This is a genomic window from Microvirga calopogonii (assembly GCF_003347665.1).
Lineage (GTDB): Bacteria > Pseudomonadota > Alphaproteobacteria > Rhizobiales > Beijerinckiaceae > Microvirga > Microvirga calopogonii.
The window spans coordinates 186681-203282 of record NZ_QDGA01000001.1 but is presented as its reverse complement, the minus strand read 5'-3'; the positions used below and the strand labels follow the sequence as shown (position 1 = coordinate 203282).

Here is a 16602-nt window from a genome sequence, read left to right as displayed (position 1 = left end):
CTTTACGACTTGCGCGGGCCGACGAGGCCGAACAGCGCGCCCTGCGGATCACTGGCGACGATGATGAAGACGCCGCCCGGCACTTCGGCCGGCCCGTAATGGATGGTGCCGCCATTGCCCGGTACGGCCTTGGCAGCCGCGTCGATGTCCTCGATGCCGAAGTAGAACGTCCAGGCCGGGGGAGGGCCCTCCGGCATGCGCTTCATCACGGCCCCGATGGTCTGGCCGCCATGCTGCAGGAACCGGTACTCGCCCATCTCGCCCATCGGCATGGCATCGCCCTTCTCCCAGCCGAAGAGGGCTTGGTAGAACGCGAGTGCTGCCGCCGGATCGGAGGTGGCAAGTTCGTTCCAGTTGCAATGGCCGAACTGGCTCTGGTCGAAGGCCGTGCTGGTTCCGTCCGATGCGCCGCGCATCACGTAGAACGTGACGCCCTGCGGGTCGGCGAGCATTGCGAAGCGGCCGACACCGGGAATGTCGGCGGGCGGCATGTGCTGCGTGCCGCCGGCCCGAACGATTGCGTCCGCCGTGGCGTCGACGTCGTCGACCGCGACATATCCGAGCCATGTCGGGCGCATGCCCGCGCGTTGTGCGTTCGACGGCAGGGGCATCAGCCCGCCGACATCGTCGCCGCGGATCCCGAAGATCCTGTAATCGCGATCGGTGCCTTCCGCCTTGCGTGTCTGCCACCCGATCACCGCGCCGTAGAAGCGCGCGGCCGCGTCGGCATCCGTGGTCAGGAGTTCGTACCAGATGAAATCGCCATGATGATTGGCCATGGTGCACCTCAGACGTCGAGGATCGGCATGAAGCCGCCGAAGATCATGCGCTTGCCGTCGAAGGGCATCAGCTCGCCCATGGCCTGCATGCGCGGATCGGTCATGATCTTGTGGTTCGCGGCGTCCCGAACGTCCTTCGACGGGTACTCGATCCAGCTGAACACCACGATCTCGTCGTCCTTGGCGTCCACGGCGCGGCGGAAATCCGTGACCTTGCCGTCCGGCACGTCGTCGCCCCAGCACTCCACCATGCGGGTCGCGCCGAACTCCTTGAAGAGGGGCGCTGCCTCGGCGGCGTGCTTGCGATATTCTTCCTGCTTGTCCGCCGGCACGGCGAGCACGAAGCCATCGACATACTTCATCGCGTATCTCCCAAGGTTTGTTTGAGTCGGGTGAGCTCGATCGCATGGCGCCTGGCACGCCTGTTCTTCTTGACAAATGAGTTGATATCAACATAATTAGGCCATGTCAAACCCCCGAGACGTTCCCTACGAGACAACCCATCTGGTGCGCGACACCTGCCTGTGCCTGCATGTCCAGCGCGCCGCCCGAACCCTGTCGCGCCTCTTCGACGAGGCTCTGCGGCCGGTGGGGCTCACGTCCGGGCAATTCTCCCTGCTGAACGCGCTCAACCGTCCCGCGCCGCCGTCCATTGCCCCGGTGGCGCAGCTCCTTGCCATGGACCGGACCACCCTGACGGCCGCCCTCAAGCCGCTGGAGCGCGACGGCCTGGTTGCTGTCACCAAGGATCCCGGCGACCGCCGCAACCGCCTCCTGAGCCTCACCGACAAAGGCAGGGAAATCCTGGCCTCGGCCATTCCGATCTGGACGAGCCTCCACGCCGCTATCGAGGCCGGCATGTCGGGCCTCGATCCCGACGATCTGCGCGGCGCATTGACGGGGCTTTCGAGAACGAAGCCTGCGGCTTCGGCGTAAGGTGGAGGCGGATACCCAATCCTGATGAGAACGACGCCGCGTCCATCCCTCTCCTGCTCGGTAGAGAGGCGCATTTCTTTGTCATGGCCGGGCTTGTCCCGGCCATCTCGATTGTTTGACGCGCGGCGCTCTTCGGATCGGGATCACCGGCACGAGGCCGGTGATGACGTCGCGGGGGTGGTGAGGGCAATGTTATGTTCTTGCTTTGTTCTTGACAGGCGCATCAACCTTGGCTATATCATTGCGCAGATCTGCTCCTGACGAGGGGCGCGCTCGCGAGGCGTCGCAGTGTGGGAGCAGGCACGGTCCCGCCGCAGGCCTCGCAATCCTGTGGTCGCGGGAGGTCGACCTTGGCCCTGCCAGTTGGTCCACCTGAAAAGAACCGTGCGCGAAGCGGCCGTCCGGCTCTTCCATCAACACACCAGTAGCGAGCCGGGCTGCCCGACGCGCCACCCTCGAACCCTGACGGCCCGCAGCGCAAGCTGCGGGCCCGCAGGTGCTGGCTCTTTGACATGAAATGTCATCCCGGACGAAGCGCAGCGGAGATCCGGGATCCAGAGCCGCCGACGATGCAGGAGGAGACGCGACGCGGCTCGCCCTGTCTTGAGACATGGCGGTCATGGGTTCCCGCCTTCGCGGGAATGACAAGGCGCAGGTGCCGGTGCCACAGCTGGCACCCGATCCCGGGCCACCACCGCCGCGTCATGGCCGGGCTTGACCCGGCCACCCACGTCTTATCCCCTCGCGCAGAAGAAGACGTGGATACCCGCGACAAGCGCGGGCATGACGGGGAGAATTCTCACGGGTTGTCAGACAGGGCCGCTTTCGCGGAGCCTGGGATCCATCACCGCCAACGCTGCTCGCTCATGACGAAACCCTCATCGCTTCCGGATCCCCGCCTGCGCCGGTATGACAGTGGACGGGCGGGGCGAATGGCGGCTCGACCCCTGGAGACTCCGTCCCGGAGCGCTATGGTTCAAGCACCCTCAAACACGATTCGACCATGCCCCCACGCAAATCCTTCTCCGAGACCCCCGTCGACCACCTGACGCCCGATGAGGCGCGCAGCGAGCACGAAGCGCTCGGCGCCGAGATCAGGGAGCACGACAGGCGCTATTACGAAGAGGATGCGCCGAGCATCTCGGACGCCGAGTACGACGCCTTGCGCAAGCGCTACGAGGCGCTGGAAGACCAGTTTCCCGAGTTGAAGACCCCCGAGAGCCTGACCCAGAAGGTCGGCTCCAAGGTGTCGGAGAAGTTCGGCAAGATCCGGCACCGGGTGCCGATGCTCTCGCTCGCCAACGGCTTCGCCGACGAGGAGGTGGAGGAATTCGTCGAGCGCATCCGCCGCTTCCTGCAATGGAAGGCCGATGCGCCTCTGGCCTTCACGGCCGAGCCGAAGATCGACGGCCTTTCCCTGAGCCTGCGCTATGAGGGCGGCAGGCTCGTATCCGCCGCCACCCGCGGCGACGGCACGGTGGGTGAGGACGTGACGAACAACGCCCGCACGGTGGGCGACATTCCGCACCGGCTGAAAGGGTCTAAGGTTCCCGAGATCTTCGAAGTGCGCGGCGAGGTCTATCTGTCGCACGAGGATTTCGCCGCCATCAACGCGCGCCAGGAGGCGGCCGGAAAGGCGCTCTTCGCCAATCCGCGCAACGCGGCGGCGGGCAGCCTGCGCCAGCTCGATCCGGCGATCACCGCCTCGCGTCCCTTGCGCTTCTTCGCCTATGCCTGGGGCGAGGTGAGCGCAATGCCGGCGGATACGCAACACGGCATGATGGAGTGCTTCCGGAGCTTCGGCCTCAAGGTCAATCCGCTCACGCGCCGCTGCACGAGCGTCGCCGAGATGCTGGAGCACTACCACGCTATCGAGACCGACCGCGCCAATCTCGGCTACGACATCGACGGCGTCGTCTACAAGGTCGACGACCTGAGCCTGCAGCAGCGCCTCGGTTTCGTGTCGCGCTCGCCGCGCTGGGCGCTCGCGCACAAGTTCCCGGCGCAGAAGGCCGTGACGGTGCTCGAAGACATCGAGATCAATGTCGGCCGCACCGGCTCGCTCAATCCCATCGCGCGTCTGAAGCCCGTCACCGTGGGCGGTGTCGTCGTGTCGAACGCAACCCTGCACAACGAGGATTACATCAAGGGCATCGGCGGCAACGGCGAGAAGATCCGCAACGGCGTCGACATCCGCATCGGCGACACGGTCGTCATCAACCGCGCAGGCGACGTGATCCCGAAGGTGCTCGACGTGGTGCTGGAGAAGCGCCCGGCCGACGCGAAGCCGTATGAGTTTCCGACCACGTGCCCGGCCTGCGGCAGCCACGCGGTGCGCGAGGTCAATCCGCGCACCGGCAAGGAGGATGCGGTGCGCCGCTGCACCGGCGGCCTCATCTGCCCGGCGCAGGCTCGCGAGCGCCTGAAGCATTTCGTGTCGCGCAACGCCTTCGACATCGAGGGCATGGGCGAGCAGCGCATCGACGAGTTCTATGAAGAGGGCCTCGTGCAGCGGCCGCAGGACATCTTCATCCTGCAGGCGCGCAATGCACGCAGCCTCAAGCGCCTGGAGAACCGCGAAGGGTGGGGCGAGACGAGCGCCAAGAATCTCTTCGCCGCCATCGAGGCACGCCGTTCGATCGCGCTGAACCGCTTCATCTTCGCGCTCGGCATCCCGCATATCGGCGAGACGTCGGCGCGCCTCCTCGCGCGTCATTTTGGCACCTTCGAACACCTGCGCGAAACCGCGAAGGCCGCGGCCGATGCGACATCGGAGGCCCATGCGGAACTCACCGCCATCGGCGGCATCGGGCCGGTGGTGGCGGAAGCAGTGGTCGAGTTCTTCAAGGAGGGGCACAACGAGGAGATGCTCGATGCACTCCTTAGCGAAGTCACCGTCGAGCCGATGGAGGCACCCGCTGCCGCGAACTCGCCGGTGGCAGGCAAGACTGTCGTGTTCACGGGATCCCTGGAGCAGATGACCCGCGAGGAGGCCAAGGCCATGGCCGAACGGCTCGGGGCCAAGGTGGCGGGATCGGTGTCGAAGAAGACGGACATCGTGGTGGCGGGGCCGGGTGCCGGCTCCAAGCTCGCCAAGGCAGCCGAGCTAGGGCTCCAGGTCATGGACGAGGACGGCTGGTTCGCCCTCGTCGGGCGACGGTGAGACTCCTGTCCAAGACTTGGACGCAATGATGTGGCATGGTGGCGCGCATGACGGTGATCCCTCCTGAGATCTCGCTCGATCGTGCCCAGGTCGGAGCGGGTGACGTGACGCATTTCTGGCGAGTGCCGCGCTACCGCGACCTCGATTGCCTGCGCGCGACCTTCCGCCGTCACGCCTATGCCCGCCACAGCCACGATACCTATGCCATCGCGGCGATCCTGACGGGCTGCGAGACCTTCTATCATCGCGGCGAGCAGCATTATGCTCCGCCCGGCTCGGTCGCCGTCGTCTGCCCCGACGAAATCCATGACGGCGAGCCCCATGGCGGCTGGTTCGAGTACCGCACCTTCTATCCATCGTCCGGGCTGATGCAGGAAGTCGCCGAGGACGTGGCCGGGCGGCCGCTCGCCCGTGCCCCCTGGTTCCCGCATTCGGTCATCCACGATCCCGAGCTTTTCCAGGCCCAGGTCAGGCTCCATGCCTGCCTGTCCCAGGATGGGCATTGGACTTCCGAGATGGAGCAGGACACCCGGCTCATCGATTTCCTGAGCCGCCTGATCGCCCGCTGGGCCGATCTCGATGCCCTGCCGACCCTGCGCTATGGCTCCAAGGGCATCCTGCGGGTTCGGGATTATCTCGATGCCCACATGAGCGAGGAGGCGGACCTGGCCGATCTCGCCACCATGGCTGGGCTCTCGCGTAGCCATTTCATCCGCGCCTTTGCCAAGGAAACGGGCCTGACGCCCCATGCCTATCTGCTGGACCGACGCTTCCGCGCGGCCACGAAGCTGCTGAGCCAGGGACAGGCCCCAGGCGACGTGGCTGCCGCCTGCGGGTTCTTCGACCAGAGTCATCTCAACCGCGTCTTCAAGGCCCGCATGGGCGTGACGCCAGGGGCATATCGCGCAGCCTGACACCGCACTTTCATCCAAGACTGCTTGCGATCCGTCCTGCATAAGGCGTGAAAACGAGCATTGCCATGGATCAAGCAAATCCCTTCACTGTCAGCTACCGCCGCGAAATCCGAGCGGGCCTGCGCGATATCGCGCCCGTCACCGTGGCGGCCATTCCGATCAGCCTGCTTTTCGGCGCGGTGGCGGCCGCCAAGGGTCTGTCGCCGCTGGAGGTCACGGTGATGTCGGCCCTGGTGTTCGCCGGCGGCGCCCAGTTCGCCGCCATCGAGACCTGGATCCAGCCCGCGCCGATCCTCACGCTCGCCTTCGCGACGCTGCTGATCAATGCGCGCCATGTGCTGATGGGGGCGTCCCTGTCCCCCAAGGTTCGGATGTCGCGGGTCCAGAAGTTCCTGTCCTTCTTCTTTCTGACCGATGAGGCCTGGGCCCTGTCCGAGCGCCGGGCCCTGGAGCGTCCGGTGACAGGAGCCTATTGGGCCGCGATGGGCATCGTGCTGTGGGCGAACTGGACGATCTTCTCGAGCCTCGGAGCCATCCTCGGCTCGTTCCTCGGCGACCCGGCCCGCATCGGCGCCGATTTCGCCTTTACGGCCCTGTTCATCGGTCTCGTCGCAGGCTTCGGGCGGAGCCGGGTGACCCTGATCACGGTTGCGGTCAGCGCCGTCGTGGCGGCTCTCGTGCATCACTTCATCGGTGCGCCCTGGCACGTGGCCTCGGGAGCCCTCGCCGGCATCGCCGCCGCCTATCTGGCCGCTCCCGAGGAGGCGCGTACATGAACCTCGATGCAACGACCCTGCTCGCCATCCTGGGTATGGCGGTCGTGACCTATTTCACCCGCATCGCGGGCCTGTTCGTGGCCGACCGCCTCGTGCTCACGGGCCGGGCCAAGGCCGCCTTCGACGCCATTCCACCGGCGGTGCTGGTTGCCGTGATTGCGCCGACGGCACTCACGACAGGCTGGGCGGAAGCCATCGCGGCCGCCATCACGGCATTGGCGGCCTTCAGGCTGCCGCTGCTCGCAACGGTCGCGGTCGGCGTGATATCCGTCGTGCTGCTGCGGAGCGTGCTCTAACCGATCGCCCGGGTCGCATTCTCCAGCCACGTCCGCGTCTCGGCATCGAGCTTCGGACCGATCTTTTCGCGCACCTCGGCGTGATAGGCGTTGAGCCATGCGATCTCGTCGGCCGTCATAATGGCGGGCTCGACGAGACGCAGGTCGATGGGCGTGAAGGTCAGCGTCTCGAAGCCCATCATCTCGCGGTCTCCACCGGGGATGGCGCGCGGTTCCACGAGGATCAGGTTCTCGATGCGGATGCCGTAATCGCCCGGCTTGTAGAAGCCCGGCTCGTTGGAGAGCATCATGCCCACTTCCAGCGGCGTGTGTCCGGTCTTGGCGATGCGCTGCGGGCCCTCGTGCACCGACAGATAGCTGCCGATGCCATGGCCCGTGCCGTGATCGAAATCGAGGCCGGCGTCCCACAGGGGCTTGCGCGCGAAGGCATCGATCTGCGCACCCGTCGTGCCCTTCGGGAACACGGCCTGCGCGATGGCGATATGGCCTTTGAGGACGCGGGTGAAGCGGTCCTTCATCTCGTCCGTCGGCTCGCCCACGATGACGGTGCGGGTGATGTCCGTCGTGCCGTCTTCGTACTGCGCGCCGGAATCGATCAGGAAGATCTGGTTCGGCTCAAGGGTGCGGTTGCTTGAGGTCGTCACGCGATAATGGGGGAGAGCGGCATTGGGGCCTGCTCCCGAGATGCTTGGGAAGGAAACGTTCTTCAAGGCGCCCGTTTCGACCCGGAAGGACTCCAGAGCCTCGACGACGTCGGTTTCCGTCAGCTGGCCCGACGGAGCCTCGCGGTCGAGCCAGGCGAGGAAGCGGGCGACGGCGACGCCGTCGCGCAGATGCGCCGCGTGGGAGCCTGCAATCTCGGCCTCGTTCTTGATGGCCTTCATCAGGGCAATCGGATCGGTTCCGACGTCGACCGTGCCGCCAGCCGCCTCGATCCGCCGGATCAGGGCGACCGCTCCGGTGGCCGCATCGATGCGGATCTTGCCGCCGCTCTGACCCAGCGTGTCGAGGGCGCCCTGGAATGTCGCGATGGGAGCGAAGTCGGCGAGATCGCCCACCGCCGCACCAGCCTCGTTCGTCACCTTCGCGGGATCGAAGAACAGGCTGGCGCGACCTTCCTTCGGAAGGATGGCATAGCCGAGGGGCAGAGGCGTGTGCCCCACGTCGCCGCCGCGAAGGTTGAAGGCCCAGGCGAGATTATGCGGATCGGAGATGACCAGCGCGTCGAGCTTCGCCTCCGCCATCTTCTTCCGGATGCGCTCCAGCTTAGCGGTCGCGGCCTCGCCTGCGTATTCGAGGGGATGCGGCTTGACGGGAGCCTGCGGCGGAGCCGGGCGGTCGATCCAGATCACGTCGACCAGATTGATGTCGACGGGACAAAGCTTTCCCCCGGCACGGCTCACGGCCTGCTCGAGCTTCTTCAAACCGTCGCTCGTATGGAGCCATGGGTCGTAGGCCATAATCCCGCCCGGCGGCAGGTGGTCGGCGATCCAGTCCTCGGGCGTGGAGTTCGCCAGTTGGACCGGAGTGATGACCGAGGTATCCACCTGTTCGGCGGCTTGGACCGTATAGCGCCCGTCGACCACGAGAGCCGCTTCGCTCTGGAGGATCACGGCAGTGCCGGCCGAGCCCGTGAAGCCGGTGAGCCATGACAGGCGCTCGGCACTCTTCGGCACGTATTCGCCCTGATGCTCGTCGGCGCGAGGAACGATGAAGCCGTCGAATCCGCGCCGGGCCATCTCGGTTCGCAGCTTGGCGATGTGCTTCGGTCCTTGGGCGGGGGAGGTCGTATCGTCGAAGAACTGGAACTGAGCCATGGAAAACGGTCACCGAAGGTCGAGCGTGAAAACGGCGTCACGCTAGAGCATCGGACCAGAACGGGAAACCACTTTTCGGATCGACGCGTCTGGGGCGGCGGCTGCTGAGATCTCCGACAGGGGCTGCCGCGCTCCGCGGCAGCTTGCTCAGGAAATATGCGCCGAGTGCCTGGAAGTTAACGCTTTGTGATGACGCTCTGCAACTGGTGCATGGCGAGCATGTGATCTTGTGACTCCAACTAAAGTCGGATCATGCGTATCTTCCTGTCAACGATAACAGAGGAACGCTGAAGGGTCTCAGCACCAATCTGTTGGAGATGAGCCCATGATCACAGCTGTTTTGTCTTCCGCCCTCCTCAGCCACGAGAAAGCTCCGTCCAGGCTTTCGCAGTGGGTCAACCGTTTCGTGAGCGCGCTCGTCGAGAGCCGCGCCAGAAGCGCTGCCCAGGAACTGCGCCGCCACGAGGCTTTCATCAGCGACCTGAGCCGCAGGCAGGATCATTCAGCAGAGTTCCTCGATCAAGCCGACCTGTTGCCTGCCAAGATCTGACCAACACTTTTTCCAAAGCGAGACGATACCATGATCATCATCACCGCCATGAAGGCCATCCGCGAGATCTGGGCCGAAAGCATCGAGCTGCGCCGCGAACTCGCCAAGCGCTATCCGGGCGTTCTGGCCGAGTAAGATCACTATCAGCGGGGCTGCGGACGTGCGCTGCCCCGCTTCAGGACCAGCGCGGCCCATCCGTCGAGATCGTAGCGGCGCTGCAGGTACCAGCCCTGATGGGCGTAGGTCGACAACACTCCCGGAACGTCCCGGGCCAGCAGCCCTGACAGGATGATCGTACCGTCCCGGCTCGCCACGCGCGCCAGCGACGGCGCCAGCATCCGAAGGGGCCTCGCCAGGATGTTGGCGAACACCAGGTCGAAATGGCCTGCACGGTCCGCTTCCGCATGACGGATGCCGGGACCCACATAGAGCTTCATGAAAGACCCGATCCCGTTCAGCCGCGCATTCTCGCGCGCCACGCGCACGGCTTCCGGATCGATATCGCCCGCTACGACGGGCCGTTTCAGGGTCTTCGCGGCCGCAAAAGCCAGGATGCCCGTACCGGTGCCGACATCGAGCACGTGGCGAGGGGTGCGCGTCTTCAACTCATCCACGAATGCGAGCAGGCAGCCCTTCGTCGTGCCGTGATGGCCCGTGCCGAAGGCCAAGCCCGCCTCGATCTCGATGGCGACGTCGCTCGGGCGACGCTCGTGACGGTCGTGCGAGCCATGGACGAAGATCCGGCCCGCACGGACGGGCTTGAGGCCTTCCAGCGAAGCTTTCACCCAATCCTTCTGCTCGAGCGGCAGGAACACACCCTTGTCCGCCTCCGCGCCGACGATGGGGCGCAGCAGGTTGCGGATCGCTGCCTCATCGGGCTGGTGGGCGAAATAAGCCTCCAGCATCCAGGGTCCGCCATCCTCCGTCTCGAAGGAGGCGACCGCCGTCTCGGCCGGATCGAAGATCTCGCCGATCATGTCGGTCATGGCGCGCGCGGAGCGCTCGTCCGTGGTGATGCGGAACACGTGAGTGGGGCGATTGGGGTGCAGACCTTCAAGCATGCCGTCGCCTTAGCATCCCTCGTGCCCGAGGTCACCTGTCCGTGAGATCGGGCTTTGTCTGGAACCGGCAGGATGGCGTCCCGTTGTGCCCTCACCTGATGTCGGCCGCGGTCCCCCGCCGGCGGCTGCGATTGTTCTTCCAGGAGATTCCCATGACTGGACGTCTTTTCGACAAGGTTGCCATCGTGACGGGTGCCGGCACCGGTATCGGCGAAGCCATTGCGCTCAAGTTCGCCCACGAAGGCGCGCGCCTTCTCCTCGTCGGTCTGCCGGACGATCCGGTGGAGGATGTGGCCCGGACAATCAATGGGGCCGGCGGCTTCGCGGAGATCTACCTCGGCGACATCGCCGAGGAGCGCCATGCTCAGGCGGCCGTCGAAGCCTGCGTGGACGCCTATGGCCGGATCGATGTCCTCGTCAACAATGCCGGCGTCTTTCTCGCTGTGGCCGAGACGCAGGATTATCCCATCGACAAGTTCGACGAGACATTCCGCTCGAATGTGCGCTCGGTCTTCCTGATGACGAAGTTCGCCCTGCCTCATCTCCAGGAGACGCACGGCAACATCATCGCTACAGGATCCGAAGCCGGTGTGCTCGGACATCCGAAGAATACACCCTATGGCGGCACGAAGGCCTTCATCCATTCCTTCATCCGTGGCGTCGCGGCCGAGCAGGTGCCGTATGGCGTACGAGCCAATTGCGTGTGCCCTGGTCCTATCGATACGGCCTGGACGCATAAATCCACGGGCCCGATGGATGCGGAGCTTGCCACGATGATCACCCAGGCCACTCCCATGGGCCGGCGCGGCACGCCTGAGGAAGTCGCGAACGTGTTCTGCTTCCTGGCATCGGACGAAGCAAGCTTCGTCACAGGTGCGCTTTACATGGTGGACGGCGGCATCACGATCTCAAAGGGGCCCGTGGGCACCAAAGCCGCATCGAACTTCAAGAAGCAGCCACAGGGTAAGCTGCCGACGCGCCATTCCCATGACGGCCTGAAGAACAAGGATTACGAGACCCTCACCTGACCGCGTTTCGGGTATGTACCATGACGATGTATTTCGATGCGGACCTGTCCCGCCGGCTCTTCCTGCGCGGCACGGGCGGAGGGCTCCTCCTGGACTCCGCACTTGCCGCCGCGCCCAGCTTTCGCGCAAAGCGGAGGAGGCGGGCTCGCCTTGCCTCAAAGCCGTGATGGACAACCGCGAACGCAAGACACCCGGCGAGGAGGGCCTGCGCGATATCCGCATCCTGCAGGCCGTGTACCAAGCTGCACGAGAGGGGAAACCTGTCATGCTGAATCCGGCCGACTCTCCAGCTCGGTAGAAACGCCAGCTTAATAGCCTCGTCAGCCGGCCTGCAGAACCGTCTCTGCAGGTGCGAGCACATGCAGCTTCTCGGTTTCCTTGGCCTTGTAGGCACGCTGGGTATCCGTGATGTAATCGCGCACGATGGGCGCGGCATCGCGCTTGCGGGCCAGCTGCATATGAAAGACCAGCTGGCTTCCGGTCGTGAACATGGTCTCGGCGCTGATGAGATAGAATTCGAACATCCGGCAGAACCGCTCGTCGTACATCGCAGCGATCTTCTCCCGGTTGGCCTCGAAGCGCCGATGCCAATGGTTGAGCGTCTTGGCATAGTGAAGACGCAGGAACTCCAAATCAGTCACCCATAGCTGGTTCTGCTCGACGACGGGAAACACCTCCGACAGGGCAGGGGAATAGGCGCCGGGGAAGATATACTTGCGCAGCCAGGGGCTCGCGGTGCCGGGCGGACTCATCTTGCCGATGGAGTGCAGCACCATGAGCCCGTCATCATCGAGCAGTGCGTTGATCTTCTTGAAGAACTCGCCGTAATGATGAACGCCCACATGCTCGAACATGCCCACTGATACGATGCGGTCGAACTTCTTCTCCACCTTGCGGTAATCGAGCAGCTCGAAGCGCACGCGGTTCGAGAGGCCGGCGCGCCGTGCCTTCTCGTTGGAGAGTTCATACTGCTCCTTCGACAGCGTGACGCCTGTCACGTCCACGTCCTCCATTGCGGCAAGATAGAGGGCGAGATCACCCCAGCCGCTGCCGATATCGAGGATCTTCAAGCCGGGCTTGAGCTGCAGCTTCGAGGCAATGAGCCGAAGCTTGTTCTGCTGCGCCTCTTCCAGCGTGTCGTCATCGTTGACGAAGTAGGCGCAGGAATACTGCATGCCCTTGTCGAGGAAGAGCCTGTAGAAATCGTTTCCGAGATCGTAGTGATGCGCCACGTTCTGCTGCGCCTTGCCGACCGGGTTCGCCTGCTGGAAGCGCTTCACGGTCCGTGAGATGCGCTTCAGCACGTTCTGGAGCGGGTAGTTTGCCAGGGTCGAGCGATTCATCGAAAAGAGATTGAGGAAGTCCCGCAAGGTCGAGCCGTCCTCGAAGCTCATACGCCCGTCCATATAAGCTTCGCCTGCATGCAGCTCCGGATTGAGGAAGAGCTTATGGTAAAGCGAACGGTCCGTCAGGCGCATGGTGACGCTCGGCCCTGGCTTGGCGCCGCCGAACACGTGCACGCCGCCCTCCGCATCGACGACCTTTAAGGTGCCGGTGCGAATGAAGGATTTCAGCATATGGGACAACGGGAACATCGGCATCTCTGATGATTGTTCGTCGGGCGCGGATGGTTCCACAGTTGCGCGCGGGTGGCTAGAGGCTAAAAGGCCAAATCATAATAAGTCTAAAGTACAGGAAAGACAGCCGAATTCGGGAACAACCGGGAATCGCTCTTGTTGGAAGCCTGACGCTCGTGGGGCCGAGCGCCGCCATTCAATCCATCGAACAGGAGCAGCCGATGTTCTTCCGTCAGAAGCAGATGGCGTATCATGCCAAGCCCGAAAGACCCGACCCGCTTTTCGCCAAGATGCTGCAGGAGCCCCTCGGCGGCCAATGGGGCGAGATGAGCGTGATGATGACCTACCTGTTTCAGGGTTGGAACTGTCGCGGTCCTCAGAAGTACAAAGACATGATCATGGACATCGGCACCGAGGAAATCGGCCATGTCGAAATGCTCGCCACCATGATTGCGCGCCTGCTCGAAACATCTCCGATCGAGCAGCAGGAAGAGATGGCCAAGAACTCCGTGGTCGGCGCCGTCATGGGCGGAGCCCGTGTCGAGGATGCCATCGTGGCCGGCATGAACCCGCAGCAATACATTGTGGCCGGCCTCGGATCCCGTCCGTCGGACAGCGTCGGCAATCCCTGGAATGCGGCTTATACGATTGCAAGCGGCAACCTCCTCGCCGATTTCCGCTTCAACGTGACCGCCGAAAGCCAGGGACGTCTGCAGGTCGCCCGCCTCTACAACATGACGAACGACACAGGCGTACGCGACATGCTCTCTTTCATGCTCGCCCGTGACACCATGCACCAGAACCAGTGGCTCGCGGCGATCAAGGAACTGGAGGAGGACGGCCTCGAAACGACCCCGGTCCCGTCGAACTTCCCGCAGGGCCTGGAGAAGACCGAGGTCGCTTACCAATTCCTCAACCATTCCGAGGGCGTGGAGAGCCAGCAGGGCCGCTGGGCGCAGGGGCCTGCGCCGGACGGGAAGGGCACCTTCACCTATGTCGACCGCCCGCCGGCCTACACGGAAGACGAAGGCCAGCTCAACCCGATCGATCCGCGTACCTACGGCACGCCGCCTGCGCCGGTGCCGCCGGCGGCTGCGGAGTAAAGTACCAACGTGATATCACGTCATGGCCGGGCTCGTCCCGGCCATCCCGATTCCATGAAGCGCTGCGCCTCAAACCTCTGTCGAGATCACCGGCACAAGGCCGGTGATGACGGAGGCCCAGGGTGTTACCCCAATGCCTCGACGAAGCTGTCCAGCACCATTTTCCGTCCGGCCTTGTCGAACTCGACCGTGAGCTTGTTGCCGTCGACCGCTTCGATGGTGCCCGGGCCGAACTTGGTGTGCAGGACGCGCCCGCCCACGGCAAAGCCCGAACCGCCGGTGGACTTGGCCACCAATTCACCCTCGATCAGCATGGGCCCACGTCTGTCGCCCGAGCGACGCGCGGAATAGCCGCCATCGTCGGTCGAGGCGCGATGCGCCTGGGCGCGCTGCCAACCGGGCGTCTGGTACGACGAGCCGCTGAAAGGCTGCATGCGGTCGAAGCGTGAGCCGCCGCCGTAGCCGCCATAGGAAAAGTTCGCAGGAGCCTCGACGATCTCCACGTTGGTCTCGGGCAGGTCGTCGACGAAGCGGCTGGGAACGGTCGAGTTCCACAGGCCATGGATGCGACGGTTGGAGGCGAAGTAGATCTTGGCCCGGCGCCGCGCACGGGTGAGGCCTACATGGGCGAGGCGACGCTCTTCTTCGAGGCCGGCGCGGCCGCTCTCGTCGAGCGCGCGCTGGTTCGGGAACAGACCTTCCTCCCAACCGGGCAGGAAGACCGTGTCGAACTCCAAACCTTTCGCCGCATGAAGCGTCATGAGGCTCACGCGCTCGGTCGTGTCGCTCTCGTTGGCCTCCATGACCAGGGACACATGCTCGAGGAAGCTCTGCAGGTCGGGAAATTCCTCCATGGAGCGCACGAGCTCCTTGAGGTTTTCCAGGCGTCCCGCGGCATCGGCCGATTTGTCCTTCTGCCACATGTCGGTGTAGCCGGATTCCTCCAGCACGGTTTGCGCGACCTCCGACTGCGTCATGGTCTCGGAGAGCTTCGACCAGCGGCCGAAGGAGATCAGAAGGTCGCGCAAAGTGGCCCGAGGCTTCGGCTTCAGCTCGTCGGTCTCGACGATGAAGCGCGCGGCCTCCATGAGCGGCACGCGGGCGGCGCGGGCATGGTTGTGCAGCACCTGGATGGTGGCATCGCCCAGGCCACGCTTGGGCACATTCACGATCCGCTCGAAGGCGAGATCGTCCGCCGGCTGGTTGACGACTCGAAGATAAGCAAGCGCATCGCGGATTTCCGCGCGCTCGTAGAAGCGCGGACCGCCGATGACGCGATAGGGGACGCCGAGCGTCACCAGCCGGTCTTCGATCTCGCGCATCTGGGCGGAGATGCGCACCAGGATCGCGATCTCGGAGAGCGGGTGCTTCTTGGCGTGGAAGGCCTCGATCTCCTCGCCGATAAGGCGGGCTTCGTCCTCGGAATCCCAGGCGCCGGTGATCGTCACCTTTTCACCGGCCTCGTCCTCCGTGCGCAGGGTCTTGCCGAGACGGCCCTGGTTCTTGGCGATGAGACCGGAGGCGGCGGAGAGAATGTGGCCGGTGGAGCGATAATTGCGCTCCAGGCGGATCACGGTCGCGCCCGGGAAGTCGTGTTCGAAGCGCAGGATGTTGTCGACCTCCGCACCGCGCCAGCCATAGATCGACTGATCGTCGTCGCCGACGCAACACAGGTTCTTGCGTGCCTGGGCGAGCAGCCTCAGCCAGAGATACTGGGCGACGTTGGTGTCCTGGTATTCGTCCACCAACATGTAGCGGAACCGGTTTTGGTATTGCTCCAGAATGTCCGGGTGCTCGCGCCATAGACGCAGGCATTCGAGCAGGAGATCCCCGAAATCGACGGCGTTGAGGACCTTCAGCCGCTCCTGATAGGCGCGGTAGAGCCGCCCGCCCTTGCCGTTGGCGAAGGCGCCGGCTTCACCGGCAGGAACCTGATCGGGCCCGAGGCCTCGGTTCTTCCAGCCGTCAATATGGGCGGCGAGCTGGCGCGCGGGCCACCGCTTCTCGTCGATCCCCTCGGCTTCGATCACCTGCTTCATCAGGCGCAGCTGATCGTCCGTTCCGAGGATCGTGAAGTCGGAGCGCAGGCCAACAAGCTCCGCATGGCGGCGCAGGATCTTGGTGCCGATGGAGTGGAAGGTGCCAAGCCATTGCATCCCCTCGGCTACCGGACCGATCACGGAAGTGATGCGCTCCCGCATCTCACGCGCGGCCTTGTTGGTGAAGGTCACGGCAAGGATTTGGGACGGATAGGCCTTGCCGGTGGCGATCAGGTGCGCGATCCGGGTGGTCAGCACGCGGGTCTTGCCGGTGCCGGCGCCCGCCAGCACCAGAACGGGCCCTTCCGTGGCTTCGACGGCGGCACGCTGCTCCGGGTTCAGGCCGTTCAGGTAAGGCGATTGGGGCGCGACAGCTGCACGGGCGCGGGCGCTCAAGGAGCCGGACGCCGGCTCATGGGCGAGACTGTCCTGCGGGTCGGGGCGGTTATCGGAGTGATTCATCAGCGGGACCATGGATCAAAAGGCGAACGGCGTCGAGCCTGAAGTCCTGTCGATCCTGCCGCAGGGGCCAACTTCCAGGCTTCGACCTCATTGTCGAAAAA

At 64.5% G+C, this 16602-nt stretch carries 14 protein-coding genes; 8 read left to right on the top strand and 6 right to left on the bottom strand.

The window, feature by feature from the left end:
- Positions 1–2: 2 nt before the first annotated feature.
- Positions 3–779, bottom strand: coding sequence for a VOC family protein (locus tag DDF70_RS00890; protein WP_114942979.1), 777 nt, complete (start codon positions 777–779; stop codon positions 3–5).
- Positions 780–787: 8 nt separating this feature from the next.
- Entirely contained in the window at positions 788–1141 is a 354-nt protein-coding gene (locus DDF70_RS00885; protein WP_114942978.1) for a DUF1428 domain-containing protein, read from the bottom strand.
- A 103-nt stretch (positions 1142–1244) separates the two neighbouring features.
- On the opposite strand from DDF70_RS00885, the gene DDF70_RS00880 reads away from it, so the two are divergent.
- From DDF70_RS00880 to DDF70_RS00855, 5 genes are all read left to right on the top strand, one after another.
- Positions 1245–1715 carry a MarR family winged helix-turn-helix transcriptional regulator gene (locus DDF70_RS00880; protein WP_114942977.1) on the top strand — a complete coding sequence of 157 codons (471 nt, stop codon included), beginning with the start codon at positions 1245–1247 and terminating at the stop codon, positions 1713–1715.
- A gap of 1003 nt (positions 1716–2718) precedes the next feature.
- A complete protein-coding gene (gene ligA, locus DDF70_RS00870) occupies positions 2719–4878 on the top strand; it encodes an NAD-dependent DNA ligase LigA (RefSeq protein ID WP_114942975.1) in 2160 nt (719 codons plus the stop codon).
- Positions 4879–4925: 47 nt separating this feature from the next.
- Positions 4926–5792 carry an AraC family transcriptional regulator gene (locus DDF70_RS00865; protein ID WP_162820170.1) on the top strand — a complete coding sequence of 289 codons (867 nt, stop codon included), beginning with the start codon at positions 4926–4928 and terminating at the stop codon, positions 5790–5792.
- 65 nt (positions 5793–5857) lie between these two features.
- Positions 5858–6568 (top strand): AzlC family ABC transporter permease, encoded by a 711-nt coding sequence (locus tag DDF70_RS00860; protein ID WP_114942973.1) that lies wholly within the window; start codon positions 5858–5860, stop codon positions 6566–6568.
- Entirely contained in the window at positions 6565–6864 is a 300-nt protein-coding gene (locus tag DDF70_RS00855) for an AzlD family protein (protein WP_114942972.1), read from the top strand. Before DDF70_RS00860 ends, DDF70_RS00855 begins: the two co-directional genes overlap by 4 nt.
- Here the strand turns inward: DDF70_RS00855 and DDF70_RS00850 are convergent.
- Positions 6861–8681 (bottom strand): aminopeptidase P family protein, encoded by a 1821-nt coding sequence (locus tag DDF70_RS00850; RefSeq protein WP_114942971.1) that lies wholly within the window; start codon positions 8679–8681, stop codon positions 6861–6863. The genes DDF70_RS00855 and DDF70_RS00850 overlap by 4 nt on opposite strands.
- 325 nt (positions 8682–9006) lie before the next feature.
- Between DDF70_RS00850 and DDF70_RS00845 the strand changes: the two genes are divergently transcribed.
- The gene (locus tag DDF70_RS00845; RefSeq protein ID WP_114942970.1) at positions 9007–9231 is read left to right on the top strand and encodes a hypothetical protein; all 225 of its coding nucleotides are present in this window, start codon (positions 9007–9009) and stop codon (positions 9229–9231) included.
- Between the two features lie 143 nt (positions 9232–9374).
- Here DDF70_RS00845 and DDF70_RS00840 read toward each other — a convergent pair whose 3' ends face one another.
- On the bottom strand, positions 9375–10292 hold the full coding sequence (locus DDF70_RS00840) for a 50S ribosomal protein L11 methyltransferase (protein ID WP_114942969.1): 918 nt from the start codon (positions 10290–10292) through the stop codon (positions 9375–9377).
- A gap of 152 nt (positions 10293–10444) precedes the next feature.
- On the opposite strand from DDF70_RS00840, the gene DDF70_RS00835 reads away from it, so the two are divergent.
- Positions 10445–11320, top strand: coding sequence for an SDR family NAD(P)-dependent oxidoreductase (locus tag DDF70_RS00835; protein WP_114943274.1), 876 nt, complete (start codon positions 10445–10447; stop codon positions 11318–11320).
- 320 nt (positions 11321–11640) lie between these two features.
- On the opposite strand, the gene DDF70_RS00825 is transcribed toward DDF70_RS00835, so the two are convergent.
- A complete protein-coding gene (locus DDF70_RS00825; protein WP_114943273.1) occupies positions 11641–12915 on the bottom strand; it encodes an SAM-dependent methyltransferase in 1275 nt (424 codons plus the stop codon).
- Positions 12916–13118: 203 nt separating this feature from the next.
- Between DDF70_RS00825 and DDF70_RS00820 the strand changes: the two genes are divergently transcribed.
- Positions 13119–14000 (top strand): manganese catalase, encoded by an 882-nt coding sequence (locus DDF70_RS00820; protein WP_114943272.1) that lies wholly within the window; start codon positions 13119–13121, stop codon positions 13998–14000.
- Positions 14001–14125: 125 nt separating this feature from the next.
- Here DDF70_RS00820 and DDF70_RS00815 read toward each other — a convergent pair whose 3' ends face one another.
- Positions 14126–16501, bottom strand: a complete 2376-nt coding sequence (locus DDF70_RS00815) for an ATP-dependent helicase (RefSeq protein WP_170316009.1) — start codon at positions 16499–16501, stop codon at positions 14126–14128.
- Between the last annotated feature and the right edge of the window lie 101 nt (positions 16502–16602).

What these genes read in the sequence shown, in the direction of transcription:
- DDF70_RS00890 (WP_114942979.1), bottom strand. Translation starts at nt 779, where the DNA reads ATGGCCAATCATCATGGCGATTTCATCTGGTACGAACTCCTGACCACG.
- DDF70_RS00885 (WP_114942978.1), bottom strand. Translation starts at nt 1,141, where the DNA reads ATGAAGTATGTCGATGGCTTCGTGCTCGCCGTGCCGGCGGACAAGCAG.
- DDF70_RS00880 (WP_114942977.1), top strand. Translation starts at nt 1,245, where the DNA reads ATGTCAAACCCCCGAGACGTTCCCTACGAGACAACCCATCTGGTGCGC.
- ligA (WP_114942975.1), top strand. Translation starts at nt 2,719, where the DNA reads ATGCCCCCACGCAAATCCTTCTCCGAGACCCCCGTCGACCACCTGACG.
- DDF70_RS00865 (WP_162820170.1), top strand. Translation starts at nt 4,926, where the DNA reads ATGACGGTGATCCCTCCTGAGATCTCGCTCGATCGTGCCCAGGTCGGA.
- DDF70_RS00860 (WP_114942973.1), top strand. Translation starts at nt 5,858, where the DNA reads ATGGATCAAGCAAATCCCTTCACTGTCAGCTACCGCCGCGAAATCCGA.
- DDF70_RS00855 (WP_114942972.1), top strand. Translation starts at nt 6,565, where the DNA reads ATGAACCTCGATGCAACGACCCTGCTCGCCATCCTGGGTATGGCGGTC.
- DDF70_RS00850 (WP_114942971.1), bottom strand. Translation starts at nt 8,681, where the DNA reads ATGGCTCAGTTCCAGTTCTTCGACGATACGACCTCCCCCGCCCAAGGA.
- DDF70_RS00845 (WP_114942970.1), top strand. Translation starts at nt 9,007, where the DNA reads ATGATCACAGCTGTTTTGTCTTCCGCCCTCCTCAGCCACGAGAAAGCT.
- DDF70_RS00840 (WP_114942969.1), bottom strand. Translation starts at nt 10,292, where the DNA reads ATGCTTGAAGGTCTGCACCCCAATCGCCCCACTCACGTGTTCCGCATC.
- DDF70_RS00835 (WP_114943274.1), top strand. Translation starts at nt 10,445, where the DNA reads ATGACTGGACGTCTTTTCGACAAGGTTGCCATCGTGACGGGTGCCGGC.
- DDF70_RS00825 (WP_114943273.1), bottom strand. Translation starts at nt 12,915, where the DNA reads ATGTTCCCGTTGTCCCATATGCTGAAATCCTTCATTCGCACCGGCACC.
- DDF70_RS00820 (WP_114943272.1), top strand. Translation starts at nt 13,119, where the DNA reads ATGTTCTTCCGTCAGAAGCAGATGGCGTATCATGCCAAGCCCGAAAGA.
- DDF70_RS00815 (WP_170316009.1), bottom strand. Translation starts at nt 16,501, where the DNA reads ATGAATCACTCCGATAACCGCCCCGACCCGCAGGACAGTCTCGCCCAT.